The sequence below is a fragment of the Sphingomonas endophytica genome (assembly GCF_001476895.1).
Classification (GTDB): Bacteria; Pseudomonadota; Alphaproteobacteria; order Sphingomonadales; family Sphingomonadaceae; genus Sphingomonas; species Sphingomonas endophytica_A.
Genome location: NZ_LDTB01000046.1, coordinates 1 through 24,890, shown reverse-complemented (window position 1 = coordinate 24,890; position 24,890 = coordinate 1). Strand labels below are relative to the sequence as shown.

The following is a 24,890-nucleotide window of genomic DNA, read 5'->3' as shown; positions in this document are numbered from 1 at the left end:
GGATCCCCGCCTTCGCGGGGATGACGATGGCGTGCGGGGGCAACCGCACATGACTCCTCGCGCCGTCACCCCGCTCCCCCAACTCAAGGATGCGCAGCTTCAGGCCAGCCGGCCGGAGGCGCATGTCTGGTTGTCCGCCTCTGCGGGAACGGGCAAGACGCAGGTACTGGCGGCGCGGGTTTTTCGCCTGTTGTTACGGGATGTTGAGCCGTCCGCGATCCTGTGCCTGACCTTCACCAAGGCGGGGGCGGCGGAGATGGCGGCGCGGGTCAATCGCCAACTTGCCGCGTGGGTGCGGATGGCCGACACCGCGCTGGGCGCCGATCTGGCCGCGCTGGGCGAGCGGCCGACGCCGGCGCTGGTCGCGCGCGCCCGGACGCTGTTCGCGCGCGTCCTCGACGCGCCGGGCGGCGGCTTGCGCATCCAGACGATTCACGGTTTTTGTCAGGGACTTCTAGCTGCCTTTCCGATCGAGGCCGGCCTGGTTCCCGGCTTTCGCCCGATCGAGCCGCGCGAGGAAGCGCTGCTGCGCCGGCAGGCGCTGTCGGACCTGCTGGTACAGGCGGAGCGCGAGGGACGGACGCGCCCGGTGGAGACGATCGGCGCGCTAAGCGTCCGATTGGGCGAACAGGGCGCAGAGCAATTCCTCGCCGATTGCGCGCGTGCTCATGACGGATTGGAGGCTTTACCGGCGGGCGTCATCGCATTCGTCCGCACCCAGCTCGGGCTGCCGCTCGGCGATGTCGCCGAACATATTCGCGCGGCCTGCGCGGACGGCGCGTTCGACCGCGATACGCTCGACACGATCGCTGCGCTCAACCGCGCGTGGGGGACCAAGAGCGGCGTCGAGCGGGCGGAGGCGATCGGCGCGTGGCTGTCCGCCGATACCGACGAGCGCGCAGCGACGCTCGACCGGTTGCATCTGGTCTGGGCGAAGAAGGACGGCGATCCGCTGTCGTTCGGCAAGGGCCGCGCGCCGGTCGATCCCGATTACGCCGAGCACGCGCTACGGATGCATGGCTGGTGCGGCGAGCTGCTGTCGCTGCGGACGCGGGCCGCCTATGCCGACAAACTGGGCGCGGCGCTGGAGGTCGGGCGCGACTATGCCCGCGGCTATGCGGCGGCGAAGCGGCGCAGCGGCGCGGTCGATTTCAACGACCTGATCGACGCGGCGGTCGCGCTGCTGCGGCAGGAGGGGATCGGCGAGTGGATCCGCTACAAGCTGGACCAGATCACCGAACATGTGCTGGTCGACGAGGCGCAGGACACCAATGTCGCGCAATGGACGATCATCCGCGCGCTGGTGGACGAATATTTCGTCGGGCGCGGCGTCTATGCGCCGTCGGTGCGGACGCTGTTCACGGTGGGCGACCTGAAGCAGGCGATCTTCGGGTTCCAGGGCACCGATCCGATCAACTTCCTGGCGGCCGAACGCTATTTTGCGGCACGGGCGAAGGATGTGGCGGGCGACGACATGATGCCCGACGACGAACGCGGGCTGCCGTTCGATCGCCTGTCGCTGACGGACTCGTTCCGCTCGACCGCGCCGGTGCTGGAGTTCGTGGATCAGGCGATCGCGACGGTCGGCGCGGCCGGGCTGGGCGCGGCGGAGGACATTCCGGAACATGCCAGCCGTGTGACCGGGCCGGGCGCGGTCGTGCTGTGGCCGCCGATCTCGGCCGGCGCGACCGATGCCGAGGACGGGGGCGAAGAAGGGTGGATCGACGATGCGGTCCGCGCCAATGCAACGCGCATCGCGCAGGCGGTGAAGCGCTGGCTCGGCCCGGTCGAACACGGCGGGCTGATGCTCGACAGCAAGGGCCGCCGCCTCCGCCCCGAGGACGTCATGATCCTCGTCAAGCGGCGCGGCGAACTCGCGCAACTGCTCGTCGCGCGATTGTATGCCGAGGGCGTGCCGGTCGCGGGCGTCGATCGCCTCCGCCTCTCCGCGCCCCTGGCCGTGCAGGACCTGCTCGCCGCCGTCCGCTTCGTGCTGCAGCCCGACGACGATCTCAGCCTCGCCAGCCTGCTCGTCTCTCCGTTGATCGGCTGGACGCAGGAGCAATTGCTGGAGCGCGCGGTCGAGCGGCAGGGATCGCTATGGCGACACCTGTCGCGCCAATATGCGGAGCATGTCACCGCGCTGACCGGGCTGCTGGCCAGCGCGGATTTCGACACGCCGTACCGATTCCTGGAGATGCTGCTGTCCGGCCCGCTCGACGGTCGGCGCAAGCTGCTGGCGCGGCTGGGCGAGGAAGCGCGTGACCCGATCGAGGAACTGCTGAACGCCGCGCTGGATTTCGAAACCGGCTCGACCCCGTCGCTGCAACGCTTCCTCGACTGGTTCGAGCGCGACGAGGTGGAGATCGTCCGCGACGCCGCCGCGCCGCTGGACGCGGTGCGGGTGATGACCGCGCACGGGGCGAAGGGATTGCAGGCCCCGCTGGTGATCCTCGCCGATGCCACCGCCGATCCCGACGCCTCGCCGCGCTCCACCCTGATGTGGACGCCGGAGGGAATGGAGAAGCCGATCCCGGTGTTCCGCCCGCGCAGCGCCGAGCGTGCCGGGGCGATCGACATCGCGCTGGCACAGGTGGAGGAACGCGAACGGCAGGAACATTGGCGGCTGTTCTATGTCGCGGCGACGCGCGCGGAGGAACGGCTGGTCATCGCGGGGTCGCTCAGCGCCAAATGGCAGGGCGTCCCGCCCGAGGCGAGCTGGTACGCCGCCGCCGCGCGCACGCTCGATGCCTTGGGCGTCGGGGGTGAGGACGAACGCATCTACACCGGCCGCCACCCCGCCAAGCCGGTTGCCCCGAAGGGCGGGGCAGGGGACCCGGACGAAACCGCCATCGCGCTCCCTGACTGGGCGCGCCGCCTTGCCCCCGAGGATGCCAAGCCGCCTCGTCCACTCACCCCGTCGTCGGTCGGCGACGATGAGGTCAGCGACGCACCGCCCGCACCCGCCGCGCGCGACGCGGCGGCACGCGGCACGTTGCTGCACGCGCTGTTCGAGCGTTTGCCACCGCTCGCGCCCGCCACCCGCGAGGCGGCGGCACTTCGCTGGCTCACCGCGCGCGGCGTCGGCGATCCGCAGGACGTGATCGCGCCGGTGATGACGGTGCTGAACGATCCGGCCTATGCCGCGCTGTTCGGCCCCGACGCCCTCGCCGAAGCCCCGATCGCGGCGACCCTGCCCAGCGGGCGCGTCATTTCCGGCACGATCGACCGGCTGCTGGTCGGCGACGGCGTGGTCCGCGCGATCGACTATAAGACCGGGCGCAGCGTCCCCGCCGGTGTCGCCGACTTGCCCGACTATCACCTGCGCCAGATGGCGGCCTATCATGCCGCGCTGGAGGTGATCTTCCCGGGCACCCGCGTCGAAGTGGCGTTGCTCTATACCGCCGGGCCGCGCCTGATCGATCTGCCCGCCGAACTGCTGGGTCCGGTCAAGCGCCGCTTCTCCGGCCCGGAGCAAAGCTTGCCCGTCGACGGTTGAGCGCGCGGGCGCCGCACCCTAGTTTCATCGGTATCCAAGGAGAATGACATGGCCACGAAGACGATCACCGACGCCAGCTTCCAGAACGACGTGCTGTCCGCCGACAAGCCGGTTCTGGTCGATTTCTGGGCGGAATGGTGCGGCCCGTGCAAGATGATCGGCCCGTCGCTGGAAGAGATCAGCGACGAACTGGGCGAGCAGGTGACCATCGCCAAGCTGAACATCGACGAGAATCCCGACGCCCCCGGCCGCTACGGTGTGCGCGGCATCCCGACGATGATCCTGTTCAAGGGCGGCGCCCCGGCGGCGACAAAGGTCGGCGCGGAGCCGAAGGGCCGGATCAAGGCGTGGCTCGAAGGCGAATTGGGCTGATCGCATCGTCATCGCGAGCGGAACGAAGCAATCCAGAGCGTCCTGTTCCGTCACCGGATCGCTTCGCTCCGCTCGCAATGACCTGTTGTCCTTACGTCAGCGGGATCATCACATTGGCCGCATAGCCCGGACGCGCCTGTAACCGCGCATACCAGTCCGCCACATGCGGCAACGGCTCCCGCTCACCGCCGAGCGTGAAGAAGGTATGGGCATAGACCCCCATCGGGAGGTCGCCCAGCCCAAATGCCGCCCCCGAGAGCCACGGCGTCTTCCCCAGCGCGCCGTCCAGGACGGCCATCATCCGCCCCGCCGCCGCGATCGCTTGATCGATCGCGGTCGCATCACGCTGCTCGGGCGTCTGCCGCACCAAGCCGACGAACGCCGGGCGCTGCGCCTCGGCATAGCCGAACTGCCAGTCCATCCAGCGATCCGCCAGCGCGCGTCGGACCGGATCGGCGGGCCACCACGCCTCGCCGCCATGCCGCGCCGCCAGATAGCGTAGGATCGCGTTCGACTCCCACAGGATGACGTCGCCGTCCTCGATCGTCGGGATCAGCGCATTGGGATTCTTCGCCCGATACGCCGCGTCCATCCCGAACGCGCCGCCGACGTCATGGCGCCGATACGGCAATCCCAGTTCCTCGGCGAGCCAGACGACCTTCTTGACGTTGTGCGAGTTCCGCCGCCCCCAGATCGTCAGCATGGCGGCTCAACTCCGGTAATCGGCGTTGATCGAGATGTAGCCGTGCGTCAGGTCGCAGGTCCACACCGTGGCGCGGCCCTCGCCCAGACCAAGGTCGACGCCGATCTCCACCTCCTGTCCCTTCAGGTGCGCGGTGACCGGCGCCTCGTCATAGCCCGTCACGGCCAGCCCGCCTTCGGCGACCTGCGTCGCGCCGAAGCGGATCGCCAGCCGGTCGCGCTCGGCCGGCTCGCCCGCCTTGCCGACCGCCATGACGACGCGCCCCCAATTGGCGTCCTCACCAGCGATGGCGGTCTTCACCAGCGGGGAGTTGGCGATCGACATCGCGACACGGTGCGCCGAGCGGTCGCTTTCCGCACCCTCGACCGTTACCTCGATCAACTTCGTCGCACCCTCGCCATCGCGGACCACCAGCAGCGCAAGCCGGCGGCAGACGTCGGCCAGCGCGGCGCGGAACGCATCCGCCCCGTCGCTGTCGTCGTCGGCGAGCGGCGCATTGCCCGCCGCGCCGGTCGCGAACGCCAGCACCGTGTCGCTGGTCGAGGTGTCGCCATCGACGGTGATGCACGAGAAGCTGCGCGTGTTCGCCGCCGACAAAGCGGATTGCAGGAACGGCGCCTCGACCACCGCGTCGGTGAAGATGAAGCCCAGCATCGTCGCCATGTCCGGCGCGATCATCCCCGATCCCTTGATGATCGCCGCGATCGTGATCGTGCGTCCGTCCACCACGGCGGTGGCGCTGACGCCCTTCGGATAGGTATCGGTCGTCCCGATCGTCTCCGCCGCCTGCCGCCAGTCGGCCTCGGGCGCGACGAAGGCGGCGGCGAGCCCGGCCTGCGCCTTGTCGATCGGCAGCGGGACGCCGATCACGCCCGTCGAGGCCACGAACACGTCGGACGGGCGGCACCCGATCGCCTGCGCGGTCTGCGCGGCGATCGCCTCGACCGCCTCGCGCCCGCGATTGCCGGTGAAGGCGTTGGAATTGCCCGCGTTGACTACCAGCGCGCGCGCGTCGCCCAGCACCAGCGCCTTGCGGCACCATTCCACCTCCGGCGAGGGGCATTTCGATTGCGTCAGCACGCCCGCCACGGTCGTGCCGGGGGCGAACTCCGCGAAGGTCAGGTCGGTGCGGTCCCATTCCTTGTACCGCGCGCGGGCGACGCGCAGGCGGACGCCCGCGACCGGCGGGATATCGGGGAAGGGCGTGGCGAGCGGAGAGATGGACGTCGACATGGCGCCTTCCTTACGGTGCGCGGCGGGGCAGGCAAAGGGGGCTGGTGGCGCGCCGTACCCACGGGCCGGTCGTGACGGCGGCGCGGCGGTTCTGGTGGCGCGCGGCGGCAAATAGATGGTTTACCCGCGTTCGGGCGGTGGACGTGCCCTCCCGCGCATCCTATGTCCTGCGCCGTGAACCTGCTGCTGCTTCTTTCCGCGCTGCTTTCCGCGCTGACCGGCGTCGGCGGCAGCGTGCGTCAGCCGCAGGTCGCGCAGGCGGTGGCGCAGCAGGTGAAGGCCGCCGCGATTGCCTCGGCCGCGCGGCGGATCGCGGCGCGCCCGGTGCAGGCCGTCGCGACGCTGGCCGCCAGCGCCATCTCCCCGGTCGTGCGCGTCGTCGCGCCGGTCGCGGCCGAACCGATCTTTGCGAGCCGCCGGCGCGAATAAGCGCCGCCTCGTTTCGTCACGCCACCTCTCTTTCGCGCGGCCGCTTCAAGCAGCGGAGCCGCGCTGCTTCCAGATACAGGATCGCGCCCATGTTCGGCGGTATTGCCAAATCCCTGTTCGGTTCGTCCAACGACCGGTACGTCAAGTCGCTCAACCCCATCCTTACCAAGATCGCCTCGTTCGAGCCGTCGCTGCAGGCGATGGACGACAGCACGCTTGCCCATCAGACCGTGCTGTTCCGCGAACGGCTGGCCAATGGCGAGACGCTCGACCAACTGCTGCCGGAGGCGTTCGCGACCGTGCGCGAGGCGGCGAAGCGCGTGCTGGGGCAGCGTCACTATGACGTGCAGATGATCGGCGGGATCGTCCTGCACCGCGGCGAGATCGCCGAGATGCGCACCGGCGAGGGCAAGACGCTGGTCGCGACGCTCGCCACCTATCTCAACGCGCTGCCGGGCGAGGGCGTCCATGTCATCACCGTCAACGACTATCTCGCCAGCCGCGATGCCGACTGGATGGGGCGCGTCTATCGCTTCCTGGGGCTGACGACGGGGGTGATCGTCCCCAACCTGACCGACGAGCAGCGCCGCGACGCGTACAATGCCGACATCACCTATGGCACGAACAACGAGTTCGGCTTCGATTACCTGCGCGACAACATGAAATATGAGCGCGCGCAGATGGTGCAGCGCCCGTTCGCGATGGCGATCGTCGACGAGGTCGATTCGGTGCTGATCGACGAGGCGCGCACGCCGCTGATCATCTCCGGCCCGACCGACGACAAGTCCGAGCTGTACATCAGCGTCGATGCGATCGTGAAGCAGCTGTCCGAAGAGGATTACGACAAGGACGAAAAGCAGAAGACGATCGTCCTGACCGAGGACGGCACCGAGCGCGCCGAGCGGATGCTGGAGGCGGCCGGGCTGCTGCAGGGCGCGAACCTGTATGATTTCGAGAACACGCAGGTCGTCCACCACCTGAACCAGGCGCTGCGCGCGAACGTCATGTTCAAGCGCGACACCGATTATATCGTGAAGGACGACAAGGTCGTCATCATCGACGAGTTCACCGGCCGCATGATGGACGGCCGCCGCTGGTCGGATGGCCTGCATCAGGCGGTCGAGGCCAAGGAAGGCGTGCAGATCGAGCCCGAGAACCAGACCATGGCCTCGGTCACGTTCCAGAACTATTTCCGGATGTATCCCAAGCTGTCGGGGATGACCGGCACCGCATCGACCGAGGCGGCGGAATTCTACGACATCTACAAGATGAACGTCGTCACGATCCCGACGAACAAGGCCGTGCAGCGCGTCGACGAGGAGGACACCTTCTACAAGTCGACCGAGGACAAGTTCCGCGGCATCGCGCGCACGATCCGCGACCATGCGCAGACCGGGCAGCCGGTGCTGGTCGGCACCGTCTCGATCGAGAAGTCGGAGCTGCTCAGCGAGTTCCTGCGGCAGGAAGGCGTCGACCATTCGGTGCTCAACGCGCGCTATCACGAGCGCGAGGCGCATATCGTGGCGCAGGCCGGGCGGCTGGGCGCGGTGACGATCGCCACCAACATGGCCGGTCGCGGCACCGACATCCAGCTGGGCGGCAATCTGGAATTCCGTGTCGAGGACGAACTCGCGGGGATGCCCGAGGGGCCGGAGCGCGACGCCGCGATCGAACAGATCCGGCAGGAGATCGCGGCCGAGAAGCAGAAGGTGCTGGAGGCGGGCGGGCTGTTCGTGCTCGGCACCGAGCGGCATGAGAGCCGCCGCATCGACAACCAGCTGCGCGGTCGTTCGGGGCGCCAGGGCGATCCGGGGCTCAGCCGCTTCTATCTGTCGCTGGACGACGACCTGCTGCGCATCTTCGGCCCGGACACGCTGTTCGCCAAGATGATGCGCTCGTCGATCGAGGACGGCGAGGCGATGCCGCCGTCGAAGTGGATGACGAAGGCGATCGAGACCGCGCAGAAGAAGGTCGAGGCGCGCAACTACGACATCCGCAAGCAGGTCGTCGAGTACGACGACGTGATGAACGACCAGCGCAAGGTCATCTACGAACAGCGCGCCGACATCATGGATGCCGATACGGTCGGCGAGGTCGTGCAGGACATGCGCGCCGAAACGGTCAATGCGATCGTCGGCGAGGCCTGCCCGCCCAATTCCTATCCCGAGCAATGGGACGTGGAAGGGATGAAGACGCGGCTGGCCGAGATCCTGAACCTGACGCCCGCGATCGACGACTGGCTGACCGAGGATGCGGTCGATCCGGAGATCGTCACCGAGCGCGTGCAGGCCGAAGCCGACGCGATGGTCGCCGCCAAGGCCGCCGAGCTGGACCCGGCGACCTGGACGCAGGTCGAGAAGTCGATCCTGCTCCAGAACCTCGACCATCACTGGAAGGAACATCTGTCGACGCTCGACGCGCTGCGGCAGGTGGTCCACCTGCGCGCCTATGCGCAGAAGACGCCGATCAACGAGTACAAGCAGGAGGCGTTCAACCTGTTCCAGCGGATGCTCGACGCGATCCGCGAGGACGTGACGCGCACGATCGCGCATGCCGAGTTCCGGATGCAGGAGCCGCCGCCGCTGCCCGAACTGCCCGATTTCATCACGACGCATTTCGACCCGTTCACCGGCGAGGACAATTCCAACGATATCGACGCGGGGACGCGCGGGCTGGTCACGACGACCATCCCGCCGTTGCAGATCCCGCAACCCACCGCCGCCGATCTGGGCGAGGATCCCGCCTCATGGGACGGCGTGGTCAGCCGCAATGCGCCGTGTCCGTGCGGTTCGGGGCGCAAGTACAAGCACTGCCACGGCGCGGCGTGATCGGGTGAGCGGCGCGGCCCCCCGGTGAGCCGCGCCGTCCGCATCGAAGAAGCCTGTCATTGCGAGCGCAGCGAAGCAATCCAGGGACGGATCAGGACGCCTTGGATTGCTTCGCTGCGCTCGCAATGACGACGTAAGCGCTAAGCCAACCCCGATCTCCCTACCTCGTCATCCCGGTGCAGGCCGGGATCCACGACGCCCCATGTCCCGGCGCGTCGTCTCTCGGGGGAGCCTCGTCGCCCGCTGTCCTACACGATCCAACGTCGGCTATTTCCGCCGGATACCCGGTCGCCCGCCGATATCACCGTTCCAGACGCCCCCCGCACCGCCCAAGCTAAGCGGGCTCCCCCGACCTCGACGTGGCGTGACCTTCGTCAGGTTCCGGTATTTCCATACCGCCTCGCCGCACGTGCCAACGCTTGCCAACCACCCCGCCGGTCGCGTAAACGCCGCGCATCCGCATGGACCCGGTGCAATTCCGGGTGGCTATCCCGGCCGCCGATCCGCCGGGCAACCTCCACATCGTCGTTCGTCCGTCGTCGTTCCCGATCGGGGCCGGCAATGTGGTGCGTTCATTCCGAAGGCCTAATGACCAATATCGTTTCCCGTTACCGAACCGCGTGGTTCGACGACGCGGGCCAGGCGCGCCGCGAGATTCTCGCCGGCATCGTCGTCGCGCTCGCGCTCATTCCCGAGGCGATCGGCTTTTCGATCATCGCCGGGGTCGATCCCCGCGTCGGCCTCTATGCCTCGATCGCGATCGCGATCACCGTGTCGTTGCTCGGCGGACGATCCGCGATGATCTCCGCGGCGACCGCCGCCGTGGCGGTCGTCGTCACCCCGCTCGTCCGCCAGCACGGCGTCGATTACCTGTTCGCCGCGACGATCCTGATGGGGCTGATCCAGATCGTCGCCGGGCTGCTGCGCCTCGACCTGCTGATGCAATTCGTCTCGCGCTCGGTCGTCACCGGCTTCGTCAATGCGCTGGCGATCCTGATCTTCATGGCGCAGGTGCCACAACTGACCGGCGTCAGCTGGCACACCTATGCGATGGTCGTCGTCGGGCTGGCGATCATCTATCTCCTGCCGCGCGCGACGAAGGCGGTGCCGTCGCCGCTGGTGGCGATCGTCGTGCTGACGATCGTGAGCATCGCGCTAGCGCTGCCGGTGCGCACGGTCGGCGACATGGGACGGCTGCCCGAGGGGCTGCCGTCGCTGACGCTGCCGAACGTGCCGCTGACGTGGGACACGCTGCGGATCATCCTGCCCTATTCGCTGACAATGGCGGCGGTCGGGCTGCTCGAGTCGATGCTGACCGCGCAGATCGTCGACGACATGACCGATACCGACAGCGACAAGCGCCGCGAGTGCATGGGGCAGGGGGGCGCGAACATCGCCGCCGCGCTGGTCGGCGGGATGGGCGGATGCGCGATGATCGGCCAGTCGGTCATCAACGTCACGTCCGGCGGGCGCAAGCGGCTGTCGACCTTCGTCGCGGGCGCGTTCCTGCTGTTCCTGCTGGCGCTGCTGGGGCCGCTCGTCGGCCGCGTGCCGATGCCGGCGCTGGTCGCGGTCATGGTGATGGTGTCGATCGGCACCTTCAGCTGGAACTCGATCCCGAACCTGCGCCGCCATCCGCCGACCTCATCGGTGGTGATGCTGGTGACGGTCGCGGTGGTGGTGGCGACCCGGGACCTGGCGCAGGGCGTGGTGGCAGGCGTGCTGCTGTCGGGCATCTTCTTCACCGGCAAGGTGCGCCGCATGTTCGCCGTCACCCGAGAGGACGGCGATCCGGTGCGCTACATCGTGCGCGGCAACATCTTCTTCGCGTCCGTCGATCGCTTCACGCGCGGCTTTCGCGACGAGGGCGCGCACGCGGTGGTGATCGACGTGAGCGCGGCCCATTTCTGGGACATTTCGGGGGTCGCCGCGCTCGACAAGATCGTCGCCCGGCTGCGACGGGAGGGGGCGGCGGTCGAGGTCGTCGGCTACAATCAGGCGAGCGCCGACCTGGTCGATCGCTTCGCGCTCCACGACCGGACCGGCGTGGAACTCGGCGCGGTCCCGCACTGATCGATACGAAAAGGGGCGCCGGTCGTTCGACCGACGCCCCGTTCGCCATCCGGCGAACCTCGCGGGCTCAGGACGCCTTGGGCAGGCGGATCGTCGGGCCGATCGAGTCGACGACGTTGCGGGCGTTGAACGCGCGCACGTTGCCGCGCTCCGGCGTTCCCTTGAACATCACGATCTCGGCCGACGCTTCATAACGGTCGACGGTGCGGATGTCCTGTCCACCGCCCCAGCCGCCCCACGGGCCGCCCCAGAACGGATCCCAGGCGCGATAGCCGAAGCCGCGGCCATAGAAGCCCCAGCGCGGTCCCCACAGGCCGCCACCCCAGGCGCCGAAGCCCGGACCCCAGCCACCGCCGAAGCCGGGCGTGGAATAGGTGCGCGCCTGGCGATCGGTATCGCGATCGGCCATGACGAAATAGTCAAAGCCGTTCTGCAACGTCAGTTCGGCCGCGCGGAACAGCAGATAGCGCTCCACCACGTCGCGATCCGTGACGGTGTTGCCCGCGAAGGTGACGCGATAGCGATTCGGCTCGATCCGGATGTCGCTGTATCCGGTGCGGTAGAAACCCGATCCGGTCGCGGGACGATAAGCGGTTTCGGTGGCGCACGCCGCAACCAGCGTCGTGCTGGCCGCGAGCGCCAGAACCATCGCTTTGCGGCCGTACTTTCTCATCATGGCGTACTCTCCAACACACCAGATCGGTGCGATCGCGGCGTCATAGCCGAGTGGAGTGGAACGCGCGATGAACGGATTCTATCCGCTGCGTGAAGGGGCGAGGAAACACGACAAACCGCGATCCAAGGGAGCGACCGCGCGGCATTCAACGATGTGAGAAGAGGTGGCTCCCTGAGTAGGATTCGAACCTACGGCCGCTCGATTAACAGTCGAGAGCTCTACCGCTGAGCTATCAGGGAACGTCGTTGCGTCGTGGAGGGGGTCTATACAGGCGGATTTTTGGCGCGCAAGACCCTTTTGTCACGTTTCTTACATCAGGCGACGAACTGCTCCATCGTGATCCGATCGTCGAGCGCATGCTCGGGATCGAACAGCAACGTCAGCTCCCGCGCGCGGTCGAGCGCGATATCGACCTGCGCGACGTCGCGGATCTCGCGCTGGTCGGCGACGGCGGATACGGGGCGCTTCGCGGCGTCGAGCACGCGCAGCGACACACGCGTCCGGTCGGGCAGGATCGCCCCGCGCCAGCGCCGCGGGCGAAACGCGCTGATCGGCGTCAGCGCGAGCATCTGCGACCCCAGCGGCAGGATCGGCCCGTGCGCGGAGAGATTATAGGCGGTGGAGCCGGCAGGGGTGGCGACGAGGATGCCGTCGCACGACAGTTCGTCCAGCACGATGCGATCGTTGATCCGCACCTCCAGCTTGGCGGTCTGGCGCGTCTCGCGCAGCAACGACACCTCGTTGATCGCCGGGAAGGTATGCACCCGCCCGTCGTTGCCGGTGGCCGTCGCGGTGAGCGGCGTGACCTTGAAGGCGCGCGCGCGCTCGATCCGCCCGTCCAGATCGTGTCGCCGCCACTCGTTCATCAGGAAGCCGACCGTGCCGAGGTTCATGCCGAACACCGGCACCAAGGCGCGCCGACGCTCCAGCAGCAGATGCAGCGTCTGGAGCATGAAGCCGTCGCCACCCAGCGCGACGACCAGATCGGCCTCCTCCAGCGGGCACCAGTCCCAGGCGTCGGCGAGTTCGGCGCGCGCGACCTGCGCGGGGGCGGTGGGCGAGGCGACCAGCGCCCGCCGGGGATATTGGGTCATCCGCCGGTGACGCTCATGTGGCGCGACACCGCCGGCGCCGCGCCGGCGGCGATGCGGAAGTCGTGACGCTCGGGCTTGGTCATGAGCGCGTCGGCGATCGCGGCGTCCAGTGCGGCGATCCCGCCGTCGCGCAATGCCGCGCGCAGGTCGCGATGATCGTCGTGGCCCAGGCAGGTGTACAGGCGGCCCTCGGTCGTGAGGCGGACCCGATTGCAGCCGTCGCAGAAATTGTTGGTGAGCGGCGAGATGAGCCCGAGCCGTGTGGCGCCGCCGTCGACCCGCCAATAGCGCGCCGGACCGCCGGTGCCGCCCTCGTCACGGGTCAGCGCGAACGACCGGTCGAGCCGCTCCTTCACCGCCGTCAGCGGCAGGAAACGGTCGGTCCGATCCTCGTCCACCGCCCCCAGCGGCATGGTTTCGATCAGGGTCAGGTCATGCCCCTCGGCCACGCACCAGCGAAGCATCGCGGCGATCTCATCCTCGTTGACGCCCTTCAGCGCGACCATGTTGATCTTGACCGCCAGCCCGGCCTCGCGCGCGGCGGCGATCCCGTCCAGCACCTGCGCGACGTCGCCGTGACGCGTCACGTGCCGGAACCGGGCCGGATCGCGACTGTCGAGGCTGACGTTCAGGCGGCGCACGCCGGCATCGCGCAGCACGACCGCATGGTCGCGCAGCCGCGTGCCGTTGGTGGTCATCGTCAGTTCGTCGAGCGCGGTGCCGACATGCCGGCCGAGCCGTTCGACCAGTTGCAGCACGTCGCGGCGGACGAGCGGCTCGCCCCCCGACAGCCGCACCTTGCGGACGCCGCGCGCGATGAAGCGCTCCGCGATGATCGCCAGTTCCTCCAGCGTCGCGATCTTGGCGCGCGGCAGGAAGGTCATATGTTCGGCCATGCAATAGCGACAGCGCAGGTCGCAGCGATCCGTCACCGACACGCGGAGGTAGCGGATGGTGCGGCCGAAGCCGTCGATAAGCGGCGCGGCCGTGCTGTCGTCGTTGGTCATCGCGGTCACAACGCCGAAAGCTATTGAGTCGTTCATCATGGGGCAAGATCGGATTGCGGGGAGCCGCGACCCGCCCTACCACGTCGACATGGAGCGTCAGTCCCGAACCATGCAGCGCGCCGCCGGACGCCGACGCGGCGAGCGCTCCGCGAGCGAGGAACAGGAGCGCCTGGTCGCCGGGGCGGCTGACGGCGTGATCGCGATCGTCGTCGCGCCGACCAGTTTCGAGATCGTCAATGCCGCTTACGGTCGCGCGACGGGCGACCTGCTGGTCGATACGATGGACGAGCGACTGTCGCGCGTGCTGAGCGCGTTCGACAGCGCGGCGGTGCGGGGCGGGGCCACCTTCACGATCGTCGTCGCAGGGAATGCGCGGGTCGGCGACCAAGCCGTCGATATCGTCGAGCAGGCACTGGAGAAGCCGTTCCACATCGGCCTTGAAACCATCCATGTCGGCGCCCGCATCGGGGTGGCGCGTCGGCATGGCGACGAACCGCTGGACCACCTGCTGCGCCGCGCCGCCGAGGCGCTGGCACATGCCCGCGCCAGCGACGGTGTGACGACGCGCGTGGCGGCGGAACGCGGCGGCGTGCCGCTGGCGGCGCTGGCCGCCGACCTGCATCGTGCCATCGAGCGACACGAGATCGACGTGCGGTTCCAGCCACAGGTCCATCTGCTCGACCGGCGGATCACCGGCGTGGAGGCGCTGGCGCGCTGGCAGCACCCGCGCCTGGGCGTGCTGGGCGCGGAGACGCTGCTGGCGGCGGCGGAGCGCGCCGGGCTGGGCGTCGCACTGTCGGACCACGTGCAGGCGCTGGCGCTGCGCCGGGCCAGCGAGTGGCCGGCCGCGCTGTCGCACCTGCGGATCGCGGTCAACATCACCGCCGCCGATCTGTCGCGGACACCGTTCGTGGATCGGTTCGTGGCGCGCGTGCGGGAGGCGGGGCTGGCGCCGGAGCGCGTCACCGCGGAGATGACCGAAGGCGCGCTGATCGACAATCTGGGCGGTGCGGCCACGTCATTGACCGCGTTGCGCGACCATGGCTGCCGGGTGGCGCTCGACGATTTCGGGACGGGTTACTCCAGTCTCGCCTATCTCGCGCGGCTGCCGCTCGATTACCTGAAGATCGATCGCAGCCTGACGCAGGCGATCACCAGCGACGCGCGCGACCGGACGGTCGTGCAGGGCGTGCTGTCGATCGCCGAGGGGCTGGGGCTGGAGACGATCGCCGAGGGCGTGGAAACCGAGGCGCAGCGGATCATGTTGGCGGCGCGCGGCTGTACCCTGTATCAGGGGTTCCTGTGCGCCGGCCCGCTGGACGATGCGGCGCTGATCGCGCTCGTTACGTGCAGCGACGACAAGGGGACATGCGGATGTTGACATTGCTGGTGTCGGCCGCTGCGGTCGCCGCCGCGGCACCCGGCCCGCACGTGGCGATCTCTGCCGCGATGCAGGACAGCGCGGCGGGGTGGAACGCCGGCGACCTCAAGCGCTTCACCGCGATCTACGCGCCCGATGCGCTCTATGTGGCGGGCGACGAGGTTGCGCGAGGGAAGGACGCAATCTCGGCGCGTTATGCGAAGAGTTTCGCGAATGGTGGCAATACACGCGGCAGGCTGACGTTCCAGCCGCTGGCGTGGCGTCCGCTAAGCGCGGTACATGTGCTGCACGTCGCCCGCTGGACGCTGACCCCGACCGGTGGCAAGCCGCAGACCGGGCTGACCTCGCTGCTGTTCGAGCGGCGCAAGGATGGCTGGAAGATCATCTCCGACCACAGCAGTTAAGGTCGATCCTTCCGTCTGGAACCTCGAACCGTCATGCCGGAACAGGTCCGGCATGACGGTCGATGCGTGCACCGGTCGAGAACATGTTCGGCGTGACGATCGCGGGCGGGCGATTGCGCCGCCGTTACGATCCGCGCGCCGTCACCCCGCCGCTTTCGCCAACCCCTTCGACAATTGCAGTGCGCCGTGGAGCCGCGCCTTCGGATCGGCCCAGACGCGGGTCAGTGCCAGCTTGCTGTCCGGACGCAGCTTCGCGATCCCGCCCAGCTTGTCGACATAGGCGAGCAGCCCGGCGATATTGGGTGGACGGTCGTCGTGGAAGGCGACCAGCGCCCCCTTCGGTCCGACGTCGAGCTTGGCGACGCAGGCTTTCTTGGCGTTCAGCTTGATCTCCATGATCTTGACCAGATTGTCGGTCGCCTCGGGCAATGGGCCGAAACGGTCGATCATCTCGGCGGCGAAGGCGTCGAGACCCTGCACCTCGTCGACCTCGTTGAGGCGGCGGTAGAGACCCATGCGCAGGTCGAGATCGGGGACGTAATCCTCCGGTATCAGGATCGGTGCATCGACGCTGATCTGCGGGCTGAAGTCGCGCTGGCGCTCGCGCAGGCCGCCGGCCTTGGCCTCAAGGATCGCCTCTTCCAGCATCGACTGGTAAAGTTCGTAGCCGACTTCCTTGATATGGCCGGATTGTTCGTCGCCGAGCAGATTGCCCGCGCCGCGAATGTCGAGGTCGTGGCTGGCCAGCTGGAACCCGGCGCCCAGCGTGTCGAGATCGCTCAGCACCTTCAGCCGCTTCTCCGCCGCCTCGGTCATCTGCCGCTCGGGCGGCGCGACCATATAGGCGTAGGCGCGCGTCTTCGACCGGCCGACGCGCCCGCGCAGCTGATAGAGTTGCGCGAGGCCGAAGCGATCGGCGCGGTTGACGATCATGGTGTTCGCGGAGGGGATGTCGATCCCGCTCTCGATGATCGTGGTCGATACCAGCACCTCGAACTTCTTGTCGTAGAAGGCCGACATCCGCTCCTCGACCTCGGTCGGCGACATCTGGCCGTGCGCGACGACATAGCGGATCTCGGGCACCTCGCGGCGCAGATACTCCTCGATATCGGGCAAGTCGGCGATGCGCGGCGTGACCAGGAAGCTCTGACCGCCGCGATAATGTTCGCGCAGCAACGCCTCGCGCAGCACGACCGGATCCCAGGGCATGACATAGGTCCGGACCGCGAGGCGATCGACCGGCGGCGTCTGGATCACCGACAGTTCGCGCAGGCCCCCCATCGCCATCTGCAGCGTGCGCGGGATCGGGGTCGCGGTCAGCGTCAGCATATGCACGTCGGCGCGCAGCGTCTTCAGTCGCTCCTTGTGGGTCACGCCGAACCGCTGCTCCTCGTCGACGATCACCAGGCCCAGCCGCTTGAAGTCGATGTTTTTCGCCAGCAGCGCGTGGGTGCCGATGACGATGTCGACCGTGCCGTTCGCCAGCCCGTCCTTGACCTTCTTGGCCTCGCCGGCGGTCACCAGCCGCGACAGCCGCCCGATCTCGACCGGGAAGCCTTCGAAGCGGGCGCAGAAGTTCTGGTAGTGCTGACGCGCGAGCAAGGTCGTGGGGCAGACGACCGCCACCTGCATCCCCGCCATGGCCGCGACGAAGGCGGCGCGTAGCGCAACCTCGGTCTTGCCGAAGCCGACGTCCCCGACGATCAGCCGGTCCATCGGCTTGCCCGCCGCCAGATCGTCCAGCACGTCGCGGATCGCGCGATCCTGATCGTCGGTTTCCTCGTAGGGGAAGCGATCGACGAAGGCGGGGTAGCCGCTGGCGTCCGGCTCCGCGACCTCGCCCGCGCGCAGTGCGCGTTCGGCGGCGACCGCGATCAGCGTGCCCGCGATCTCGCGAATCCGCTCCTTCATCTTCGCCTTGCGGCGCTGCCACGCCTCGCCGCCCAGCTTGTCGAGGCTCGCGCCTTCCTCCGACGATCCGTAGCGGGAAAGGACTTCCAGGTTCTCGACGGGGATATAGAGCTTGTCGCCCCCGGCATATTCCAGCGCGACGCAATCATGCGGCGCCTTGGCGACCGGCACCTGCGTCAATCCGACATAACGGCCGATGCCGTGGTCGGTGTGGACGACCAGATCGCCGGGCGACAACGTCGCGAGTTCCGCGAGGAAGGCGTCGGCGGACTTGCGCCGCTTCGCACGCCGGATCAGCCGGTCGCCCAGCATGTCCTGTTCGGTGAGCACCGCGACGTCGGGCGCGGCGAAGCCGTGGTCGAGTCCGACGACGGTCAGCGCGACGCCGCGATCGGCCGCTCCCAGCGCGTCCTGCCACGTATCCGCCAGCCGCGCGCCGACCAGCCCGTGATCGTCAAGGAGGCTTTTCAGCCGATCTCGCGCGCCGACCGAATAGCTGGCGAGGATCGGCTTGCGCCCGTCCTTCTTCAGCCGCGCGACATGCGCGACCACTGCCTCATAGACATTCGCCTGATTGGCGCGCTCCGGCGCGAAATCGCGCGGGCCGTCGACCTGGAAGTCGAGCACCGTCGACGATTCGGGTTCGTGGAAGGGCGTGACCAGATGCGCCGGCATCCCGGCCACCTCCGCACGCCATTCCTCGTCGTCGAGGTACAGCGTCTTGGCGGGCAGAGCGCGATAGCTGCCCGGTTCGGCGGCCTCGGCACGCTTCCGGTTCTCGTAATAATCGGCGATCGCATCCATCCGCGCCTCGACCGCCGCCGGGGTGCCCGCATCGCGCACCACCACGGCATCGCCGCCCAGATGATCCCAGAGCGTCGCGAGCTTGTCCTCGAACAGCGGCAGCCAATGCTCCATCCCCGCCAGTCGCCGCCCGTCGCTGACCGCCTGATACAGCGGGTCGCCGGTGGCGGTGGCGCCGAACTTCTCGCGATAGCGGGTGCGGAACCGCTTCACGCTGTCGTCGTCGAGCAACGCCTCCGACGCGGGCAACAGGATGAAGCCATCGAGCCGCCCGGTCGTCCGTTGATCACCCGGATCGAACGTCCTTACACTCTCGATTTCGTCGCCGAAGAAGTCGAGCCGCAGCGCCTGTTCCTCGCCGCTCGGGAACAGGTCGACGATCCCGCCGCGCACCGCATATTCGCCCTGATCGTGAACGGTGTCGGTGCGGACATAGCCGTTCGCCTGCAACAGCGCGCCCAGCCGGTCGCGGTCGATCCGCGCGCCGGGCTTCAGCTCCGCGACCAGTTGCCGGATGCGGAACGGGGTCAGCGTCCGCTGCGTCAGCGCGCTGGCGGTCGTCAGGACCAGTTGCGGGCCCTTCGGCTTCTGCTGCAATCGGTGCAGTGCGCCGATCCGTTCCGCCATGACCCGCAAGGTCGGCGACGCGCGGTCGTAGGGAAGGCAGTCCCACGCCGGAAGCTGCACCACCTCCACCTCGGGCGCGAAGAACGGCGCGGTCGCGGCGATGCTGCGCATCTGCGCTTCGTCGGCGGCGACGAACACCGCGCGGCGTGGCGCAGCGCGCGCCAGGTCGGCGAGCAGCGCGGGGAGAAAGCCGCCGGGGACGCCCGACAGCGTGAGCGGTACGGTGGCCTTCAGGATCGTGGACAGGTCGGGCATCAGAAACCTTGTGGAAGGAGCCGAACGCCCCATGATCGTCATTTCCGCGCGGGCGGGAATCCAGAACCTCTAACGCCGCGCCCCCATCGCCAGACCTACGCGTCTGGCCCCCCGCCTGCGCGGGGATGACGGTCGGCGCGGGATGTCACATCCCCACACCCAGCACCGTCACGAAGTCGACCTTGCGCATCGTGTCCATCATCTCCCCCTCCCATTCCGGCGGGCACGGGATGGAGCCGATCGCCCAGCCCATGATATCCACGTCCTGTTCCTCCAGCAGCCGCTCGAACCAGTCGAGCTGTGCCGCGTTCCACGTCGCGCCATGCGTGTCGAAGAAGCCGCCGATCATCAGATCGGCCTCGCGCGTGCCGCGATGCCATGCGCGAAAGCGGAGGCGTTTCAGGCGGATGTCGTGATCCATGACAGGTCCAATGCAAAACGACCGGCGGGCGCTGGCGGCGGCCGTCGGGGCGGGGTATCGGCACCAGATAGTCATGCGACCCGATATCCTCAATCCACTGTTCGCCGAAGTCGAGGCGTTGAAGGGCGTCGGCCCCGCGCTGGCCAGGCCGCTGGAGCGGCTGGGCATCGCGCGCGTGCTTGACCTGCTGTTCCATCTCCCGTCCGGGTGGGTCGATCGCTGGCCGCGCGACGAACTGATGCAGAGCGACGTCGGGCGGACGATCGCGATCACGCTGACCCCGACCGATTATCGCACCAGCAGCAGCCCGCGCGCGCCGACCCGCGTCCTCGCCACCGATGCGCACGGCAACACGGTGGCGCTCGTGTTTTTCAGTGGCGGATCGGGGCGTGTCCGCAAGCTGCTGCCGCTCGGCGAGCCGCGTCGCGTGTCCGGCCGGCTCGACCAATACGGGCAGGACCTCCAGATCATCCACCCGGAGGTGGGGGGCGAGGAAGGCGACTTCCGCGAGCGCGAGGCGATCTATCCGCTGACCGAGGGAATGACCTCGCGGCGGCTGGCCGCGCTGATCGAACAGGCGCTGGCGCGCGCCCCCAATGTGCCCGAATGGATCGAGCCCAGCCTGAAGGCGCGGCACGACTGGCCCGGCTGGCGCGAGGCGATGACCCGCCTCCACGCCGATCCCGCCGATGCCGTGGCGCGGGCGCGGCTGGCCTATGACGAGGTGTTCGCCAACCAGCTCGCGCTCTCGATCGTCCGCGCCGACACCCGCAAGCGGCGTGGCCGCGCGTTGCAGGGCGACGGGCGTCTGCGCGACCTGCTGCGGCTGCCGTATCAAATGACCGGTGCGCAGGCGCGCAGCGTCCGCGAGATCGAGGGCGACCTCGCCCAGGCCGCGCCCATGCTACGCCTGCTGCAAGGCGATGTCGGCTCGGGCAAGACGTTGGTCGCGGCGATGGCGCTGCTGATCGCGGTCGAGGCGGGCGCGCAGGGTGCGATGCTCGCGCCGACCGAGATCCTCGCGCGGCAGCATTACGAGACGCTGCGGCGCACGCTGGCGGGCCTGCCGATCGAGATCGCGGTGTTGACCGGCCGCGACAAGGGGCGCGGGCGCGAGGCGACGCTGATGGGGCTGGCGGACGGCTCGATCCACATCCTGGTCGGCACGCACGCGATCTTCCAGGAGGCCGTGACCTATCGCGATCTCGGGCTGGTGGTGGTCGACGAACAGCATCGCTTCGGTGTTGCCGAGCGCTTGCTGTTGCAGGCCAAGGGCCGCACCCCGCCGCATGTGCTGGCAATGACCGCAACCCCGATCCCGCGCACGCTGACGCTCGCGCTGCACGGCGAGATGGACCAGAGCCGCCTCGACGAAATGCCCCCGGGGCGCGAGCCGATCGAGACGCGCGTGCTGAGCGAGGAGCGTGTGGACGAGGTCGTCAATGCGCTCGGGCGGCATCTGTCGGAGGGCAAGCAGGCCTATTGGGTCTGCCCGTTGGTCGAGGAAAGCGAGACCAGCGACCTGCAGGCCGCCGAAGCGCGCGCGGCGGCACTGGCGAACCGCTTCGGCGACCGGATCGGGCTGGTCCATGGGCGGATGAAGGGGCCGGAGAAGGACGCGGTGATGGCGCGCTTCTCGGCGGGCGAGATCGGCGTGCTGGTCGCCACGACGGTGATCGAGGTCGGGGTCGACGTCCCGAACGCCACGCTGATCGTGATCGAACATGCCGACCGCTTCGGTCTGGCGCAGTTGCACCAGTTGCGCGGACGGGTCGGGCGCGGCGGGGGACGCTCGGTGTGCCTGTTGCTGCGCGGCGGGTCGCTCAGCGAGACGGCACGCGCGCGGCTGGCGCTGATGCGTGAGACGAACGACGGTTTTCGGATCGCGGAGGAGGACCTGCGGCTGCGGGGGGCGGGCGAGTTGCTGGGCAAGCGGCAGTCGGGCGAGGCGGTGTTCCGGCTCGCGTCGCCGGAGCTGATGGCGGAACTCCTGCCCGCCGCGACCGATGATGCGCGGTTGCTGATCGATCGCGACGGCGGGCTGAGCGGAACGCGAGGGCAGGCGGCGCGGATCGCCTTGTATCTGTTCGAGCGCGATGCGGGCGTGGCGTTGCTGCGATCGGGGTGAGGGAGAAGAGAATTTGGCGGGCGTGTTGCCGATCATCATCGTCGTGTTCGCGGGCCTGGGGCTCGCGGTCCAGCCGCCGACGAATGCCGCGCTGGCGCGGACGGCCGGGTCGGTGTGGCTGGCGGCGCTGGTGTCGTTTACCGTCGGCACCGCGACGTTGCTGATCGTCTGGGCGATCGACCGCACGCCGTTATCGGCGCTGAAGGGGGCGCCATGGTGGGCGTGGCTGGGTGGACTGTATGGCGCGGCGTTCGTCGCCGCGCTCGCCTACGCCGCCCCGCGCCTGGGTATCGCGGCGGCATTGAGCATCGCGATCGCCAGCCAGTTGGCGGCGGCGCTGACGCTGGACCACTTCGGGCTGCTGCAACTGCCGCACCAGCCGGTGACGCTGACCAAGCTGGCCGGCATCGCGCTGGTACTGATCGGGGTCATCGTCTTCCGGCGGGGATGACCGGGATCAAGGGCCGGTCGACCGATCGCGCCATCAACCAGCGGCACCGTCACGCATCGCGGCGAGCACGAATTGATAGAGCGCGGGCGGAACCTCTAGCGCCAGCTTGCATCCGATCCGCCCGCCCAGCGCCCAGCGAACCTCCGCCGCGAACGCGCCGACGATGGGCAACGCGATCGTCACCGTCTCCCCAACGGCCAGCGGCGCGTCGCAGCGGGCCATGAAGCCGTTCGGCGACAGGTTGACCACCGTCACGACTCGCGCCGTTCCATCCGCGACGAGCAGTCGCGCACGATGCAATGTTTCGTCGCGTGGTTCGACGCGATCCTCGTACGCGACCATCGCGGAACGTCCGACCATGACAACCTCCTGTTCGGCTGGTCATAGCCATGGCCCCGGTCGCGTTAACGTGGTGTGAGCGAGTTCGTTAAGCGGGGTTAACGATGCCGTGATGCTTCTTGCCCGCCGAGATGCGGACGGGTGCGCCGGCGACCGTGACCACCGCGGCTTCGTCCGAGACCTTCTCGCCGTCGACCCGCGCGCCGCCACCCTTGATGAGGCGGCGCGCCTCTCCCTTCGAGGTCGCGAAGCCCAGCGATACCAGCACGTCGACCAGCGGCGTCACGCCCGGCGCGACGATCGACGGCAGTGTAGCACCGCTCGCGCCTTCCTCGAAGGTGCGGCGGGCGGTCTCTGCCGCTTCCTCGGCCGCGGCGCGCCCCCGGCACATGGCGGTCGCCTCATTGGCGAGCACTTTCTTGGCCTCGTTGATCTCGGCGCCTTCCAGCGCCTCCAGCCGCGCGATCTCGTCCAGCGGCAGGTCGGTGAACAGCCGCAGGAAACGACCCACGTCGCGGTCGTCGGTGTTGCGCCAGAATTGCCAGTAATCGAAATGCGGCAACTGGTCCTCGTGCAGCCAGACCGCACCGGCGACGGTCTTGCCCATCTTCTCGCCCGACGCGGTGGTCAGCAGCGGGGTGGTGACGCCGAACACCTCGGTCCCGTCCATCCGCCGCGCCAGTTCGACGCCGTTGACGATGTTCCCCCATTGGTCGCTCCCGCCCATCTGGAGCCGGACGCCCTCGCGCCGCGCCAGTTCGCGGAAGTCGTAGCCTTGCAGGATCATGTAGTTGAATTCGAGGAACGACAGCGACTGTTCGCGGTCGAGCCGCAGCTTGACCGAATCGAAGCTGAGCATCCGGTTGACGCTGAAATGCTGTCCGACCTCGCGCAGGAACGGGATATATTCCAGCCTGTCGAGCCATTCGGCATTGTCGAGCATCACCGCGTCGCTGGGGCCGTCGCCGAAGGTCAGGAAGCGGGCGAAGATGCGCCGGATGCCGGCGATGTTCGCCGCGATCACCTCGTCGCTGTTGAGCTTGCGCGCCTCGTCCTTGAAGCTGGGATCGCCGATCTTGCCGGTACCGCCGCCCATCAGCACGACGGGCTTGTGCCCCGCCTGTTGCAGACGGCGCAGCAGCATGATCTGCACCAGGCTGCCGACGTGCAGTGACGGCGCGGTCGGGTCGAAGCCGATATAGCCGGGCACGACCTGTTTCGCGGCCAGCGAGTCGAGCGCGGCGGCGTCGGTCATCTGGTGGATATAGCCGCGCGACGACAGCGTGCGGAGCAGATCGGACTGGTAGCTGGTCATGACGCCGCGTTCGTTACACGCGCGTCACCGGCGCGGCAATTGGCTGACCGGATCGACAGGTGTGCGACCGCGCCGCAATTCAAAATGCAGCTGCGGTCGATCGGCGAAGCCGGTCGCCCCGCTTATCGCGATCACCTGTCCGCGCGTCACCGCCTGACCGCGCCGGACCAGCAGCTTGCGCGCATGGCCGTAGATCGAGGTCCAGGTGTCGCCGTGCTTGACGATCACCAGTCCGCCCAGCGCGGCGATGCCGTCGCCGGCATAGACCACCGTGCCGTTGGCGCTGGCCCTGACCGGCGTGTCTGTCGGCACCGCGATCTCGACCCCGTCGAAGCGCTCGCCGCTGGCCCCTGCGCCGAAACGGCGGATGATGCGGCCATCGACCGGCCATGCGAAACGACCGGGCGCGGTAACGGGTGAGGCGACCGGCACGGTGGAAGGGGGCACCGCTTTGGCCGAGCGCGTCGGGCGGGCAGGGGCCTTGCCGGCCGCGACCGCCGGCTCCCCGCCGGTCAGGATCGTGTCGATGTCGAGCGAGAAGGCGGCGGCGCGCGCGGCGGCCGACGGCGCGGTGGCGGGGATCAGCACGCGCTGCCCGGTCTTGAGGATATAGGGCTCCGTCAGCGCATTGGCCGCGATCACCTGCGACCAAGGCACGCCGTAAGCCCGCGCGATGCCGATGCCGGTCTGGCCCGGGTCGACGCGGTGGTAGCGACCGCCGGGTATCTCCAGCCGCTGCCCGACGCGCAGCGCGAAGGGCGGAGCGAGCGCGTTGCGGCGGGCGATCGCGTCGGGGGAGGCCCCGGTGCGGTCCGCGATACCGGTCAGCGTGTCGCCGGGCCTCACCACCACCTCCTGCGCGCGGACCAGCCGCGCGTCGGCGGTGACGGCGCGCGCCTCCCAGGCGGGGCGGGGGGCGGGCAGTTTCTCGACCCTGGCG

The 24,890-nt window shown here is 68.8% G+C and carries 19 protein-coding genes, 1 tRNA gene and 1 other annotated feature; of the genes, 9 read left to right on the top strand and 11 right to left on the bottom strand.

All coding sequences use genetic code 11. The features are described 5' to 3' along the window. Window positions 1-49 precede the first annotated feature (49 nt). Together addA and trxA are read left to right on the top strand one after the other, a co-directional pair. On the top strand, window positions 50-3,499 hold the full coding sequence (addA, locus tag NS334_RS11465) for a double-strand break repair helicase AddA (protein ID WP_058756094.1): 3,450 nt from the start codon (window positions 50-52) through the stop codon (window positions 3,497-3,499). A 48-nt stretch (window positions 3,500-3,547) separates the two neighbouring features. Further along, window positions 3,548-3,871: a thioredoxin TrxA gene (gene trxA, locus NS334_RS11460; RefSeq protein WP_058756093.1), complete on the top strand. Its 324-nt coding sequence runs from the start codon at window positions 3,548-3,550 to the stop codon at window positions 3,869-3,871. A gap of 91 nt (window positions 3,872-3,962) precedes the next feature. On the opposite strand, the gene NS334_RS11455 is transcribed toward trxA, so the two are convergent. Beyond that, a complete protein-coding gene (locus NS334_RS11455) occupies window positions 3,963-4,574 on the bottom strand; it encodes a glutathione S-transferase family protein (RefSeq protein WP_058756092.1) in 612 nt (203 codons plus the stop codon). Window positions 4,575-4,580: 6 nt separating this feature from the next. Then, window positions 4,581-5,807, bottom strand: coding sequence for a bifunctional glutamate N-acetyltransferase/amino-acid acetyltransferase ArgJ (gene argJ / locus NS334_RS11450; RefSeq protein WP_058756091.1), 1,227 nt, complete (start codon window positions 5,805-5,807; stop codon window positions 4,581-4,583). Window positions 5,808-5,981: 174 nt separating this feature from the next. Here argJ and NS334_RS11445 point away from each other — a divergent pair, with 174 nt between their 5' ends. The 3 genes from NS334_RS11445 to NS334_RS11435 all read left to right on the top strand — a co-directional run bounded on the left by NS334_RS11445 (window position 5,982) and on the right by NS334_RS11435 (window position 11,137). After that, window positions 5,982-6,236, top strand: a complete 255-nt coding sequence (locus tag NS334_RS11445; protein ID WP_058756129.1) for a hypothetical protein — start codon at window positions 5,982-5,984, stop codon at window positions 6,234-6,236. 89 nt (window positions 6,237-6,325) lie between these two features. Further along, window positions 6,326-9,064 (top strand): preprotein translocase subunit SecA, encoded by a 2,739-nt coding sequence (gene secA, locus NS334_RS11440; RefSeq protein ID WP_058756090.1) that lies wholly within the window; start codon window positions 6,326-6,328, stop codon window positions 9,062-9,064. Between the two features lie 460 nt (window positions 9,065-9,524). Then, window positions 9,525-9,580, top strand: a sequence feature (sul1 is cis-regulatory element that is thought to sense ions involved in sulfur or methionine metabolism; They are found in Alphaproteobacteria). Between the two features lie 72 nt (window positions 9,581-9,652). Continuing rightward, window positions 9,653-11,137: a SulP family inorganic anion transporter gene (locus tag NS334_RS11435; RefSeq protein WP_058756089.1), complete on the top strand. Its 1,485-nt coding sequence runs from the start codon at window positions 9,653-9,655 to the stop codon at window positions 11,135-11,137. A gap of 67 nt (window positions 11,138-11,204) precedes the next feature. Here the strand turns inward: NS334_RS11435 and NS334_RS11430 are convergent, their stop codons facing one another. The 4 genes from NS334_RS11430 to moaA form a co-directional block, all read right to left on the bottom strand. After that, window positions 11,205-11,786 carry a CC0125/CC1285 family lipoprotein gene (locus tag NS334_RS11430; RefSeq protein ID WP_241491923.1) on the bottom strand — a complete coding sequence of 194 codons (582 nt, stop codon included), beginning with the start codon at window positions 11,784-11,786 and terminating at the stop codon, window positions 11,205-11,207. Window positions 11,787-11,977: 191 nt separating this feature from the next. Beyond that, window positions 11,978-12,052 (bottom strand) — tRNA-Asn (locus tag NS334_RS11425). Between the two features lie 75 nt (window positions 12,053-12,127). Continuing rightward, window positions 12,128-12,907, bottom strand: coding sequence for an NAD kinase (locus NS334_RS11420; RefSeq protein WP_058756088.1), 780 nt, complete (start codon window positions 12,905-12,907; stop codon window positions 12,128-12,130). Beyond that, on the bottom strand, window positions 12,904-13,914 hold the full coding sequence (gene moaA, locus NS334_RS11415; protein WP_058756127.1) for a GTP 3',8-cyclase MoaA: 1,011 nt from the start codon (window positions 13,912-13,914) through the stop codon (window positions 12,904-12,906). Before moaA ends, NS334_RS11420 begins: the two co-directional genes overlap by 4 nt. 88 nt (window positions 13,915-14,002) lie before the next feature. Between moaA and NS334_RS11410 the strand changes: the two genes are divergently transcribed. After that, window positions 14,003-15,295 (top strand): GGDEF domain-containing phosphodiesterase, encoded by a 1,293-nt coding sequence (locus NS334_RS11410; protein ID WP_193753074.1) that lies wholly within the window; start codon window positions 14,003-14,005, stop codon window positions 15,293-15,295. Continuing rightward, window positions 15,289-15,699 carry a YybH family protein gene (locus NS334_RS11405; protein WP_193753073.1) on the top strand — a complete coding sequence of 137 codons (411 nt, stop codon included), beginning with the start codon at window positions 15,289-15,291 and terminating at the stop codon, window positions 15,697-15,699. Before NS334_RS11410 ends, NS334_RS11405 begins: the two co-directional genes overlap by 7 nt. A gap of 141 nt (window positions 15,700-15,840) precedes the next feature. Here the strand turns inward: NS334_RS11405 and mfd are convergent, their stop codons facing one another. Next, on the bottom strand, window positions 15,841-19,296 hold the full coding sequence (gene mfd, locus NS334_RS11400) for a transcription-repair coupling factor (protein ID WP_058756085.1): 3,456 nt from the start codon (window positions 19,294-19,296) through the stop codon (window positions 15,841-15,843). A 145-nt stretch (window positions 19,297-19,441) separates the two neighbouring features. Then, window positions 19,442-19,717, bottom strand: coding sequence for a succinate dehydrogenase assembly factor 2 (locus NS334_RS11395; protein ID WP_058756084.1), 276 nt, complete (start codon window positions 19,715-19,717; stop codon window positions 19,442-19,444). Window positions 19,718-19,790: 73 nt separating this feature from the next. On the opposite strand from NS334_RS11395, the gene recG reads away from it, so the two are divergent. Beyond that, window positions 19,791-21,845 carry an ATP-dependent DNA helicase RecG gene (recG, locus tag NS334_RS11390; protein WP_058756126.1) on the top strand — a complete coding sequence of 685 codons (2,055 nt, stop codon included), beginning with the start codon at window positions 19,791-19,793 and terminating at the stop codon, window positions 21,843-21,845. A 22-nt stretch (window positions 21,846-21,867) separates the two neighbouring features. Then, window positions 21,868-22,296 (top strand): DMT family transporter, encoded by a 429-nt coding sequence (locus NS334_RS11385; RefSeq protein WP_241491927.1) that lies wholly within the window; start codon window positions 21,868-21,870, stop codon window positions 22,294-22,296. A 33-nt stretch (window positions 22,297-22,329) separates the two neighbouring features. Here the strand turns inward: NS334_RS11385 and NS334_RS11380 are convergent, their stop codons facing one another. The 3 genes from NS334_RS11380 to NS334_RS11370 form a co-directional block, all read right to left on the bottom strand. After that, window positions 22,330-22,656 carry a PilZ domain-containing protein gene (locus tag NS334_RS11380; protein ID WP_058756082.1) on the bottom strand — a complete coding sequence of 109 codons (327 nt, stop codon included), beginning with the start codon at window positions 22,654-22,656 and terminating at the stop codon, window positions 22,330-22,332. Window positions 22,657-22,723: 67 nt separating this feature from the next. Further along, entirely contained in the window at window positions 22,724-23,950 is a 1,227-nt protein-coding gene (gene tyrS, locus NS334_RS11375; RefSeq protein WP_058756081.1) for a tyrosine--tRNA ligase, read from the bottom strand. Window positions 23,951-23,974: 24 nt separating this feature from the next. After that, window positions 23,975-24,890, bottom strand: a 916-nt coding sequence (locus NS334_RS11370) for a M23 family metallopeptidase (protein ID WP_153002719.1), incomplete at its 5' end; no start/stop codon positions are given.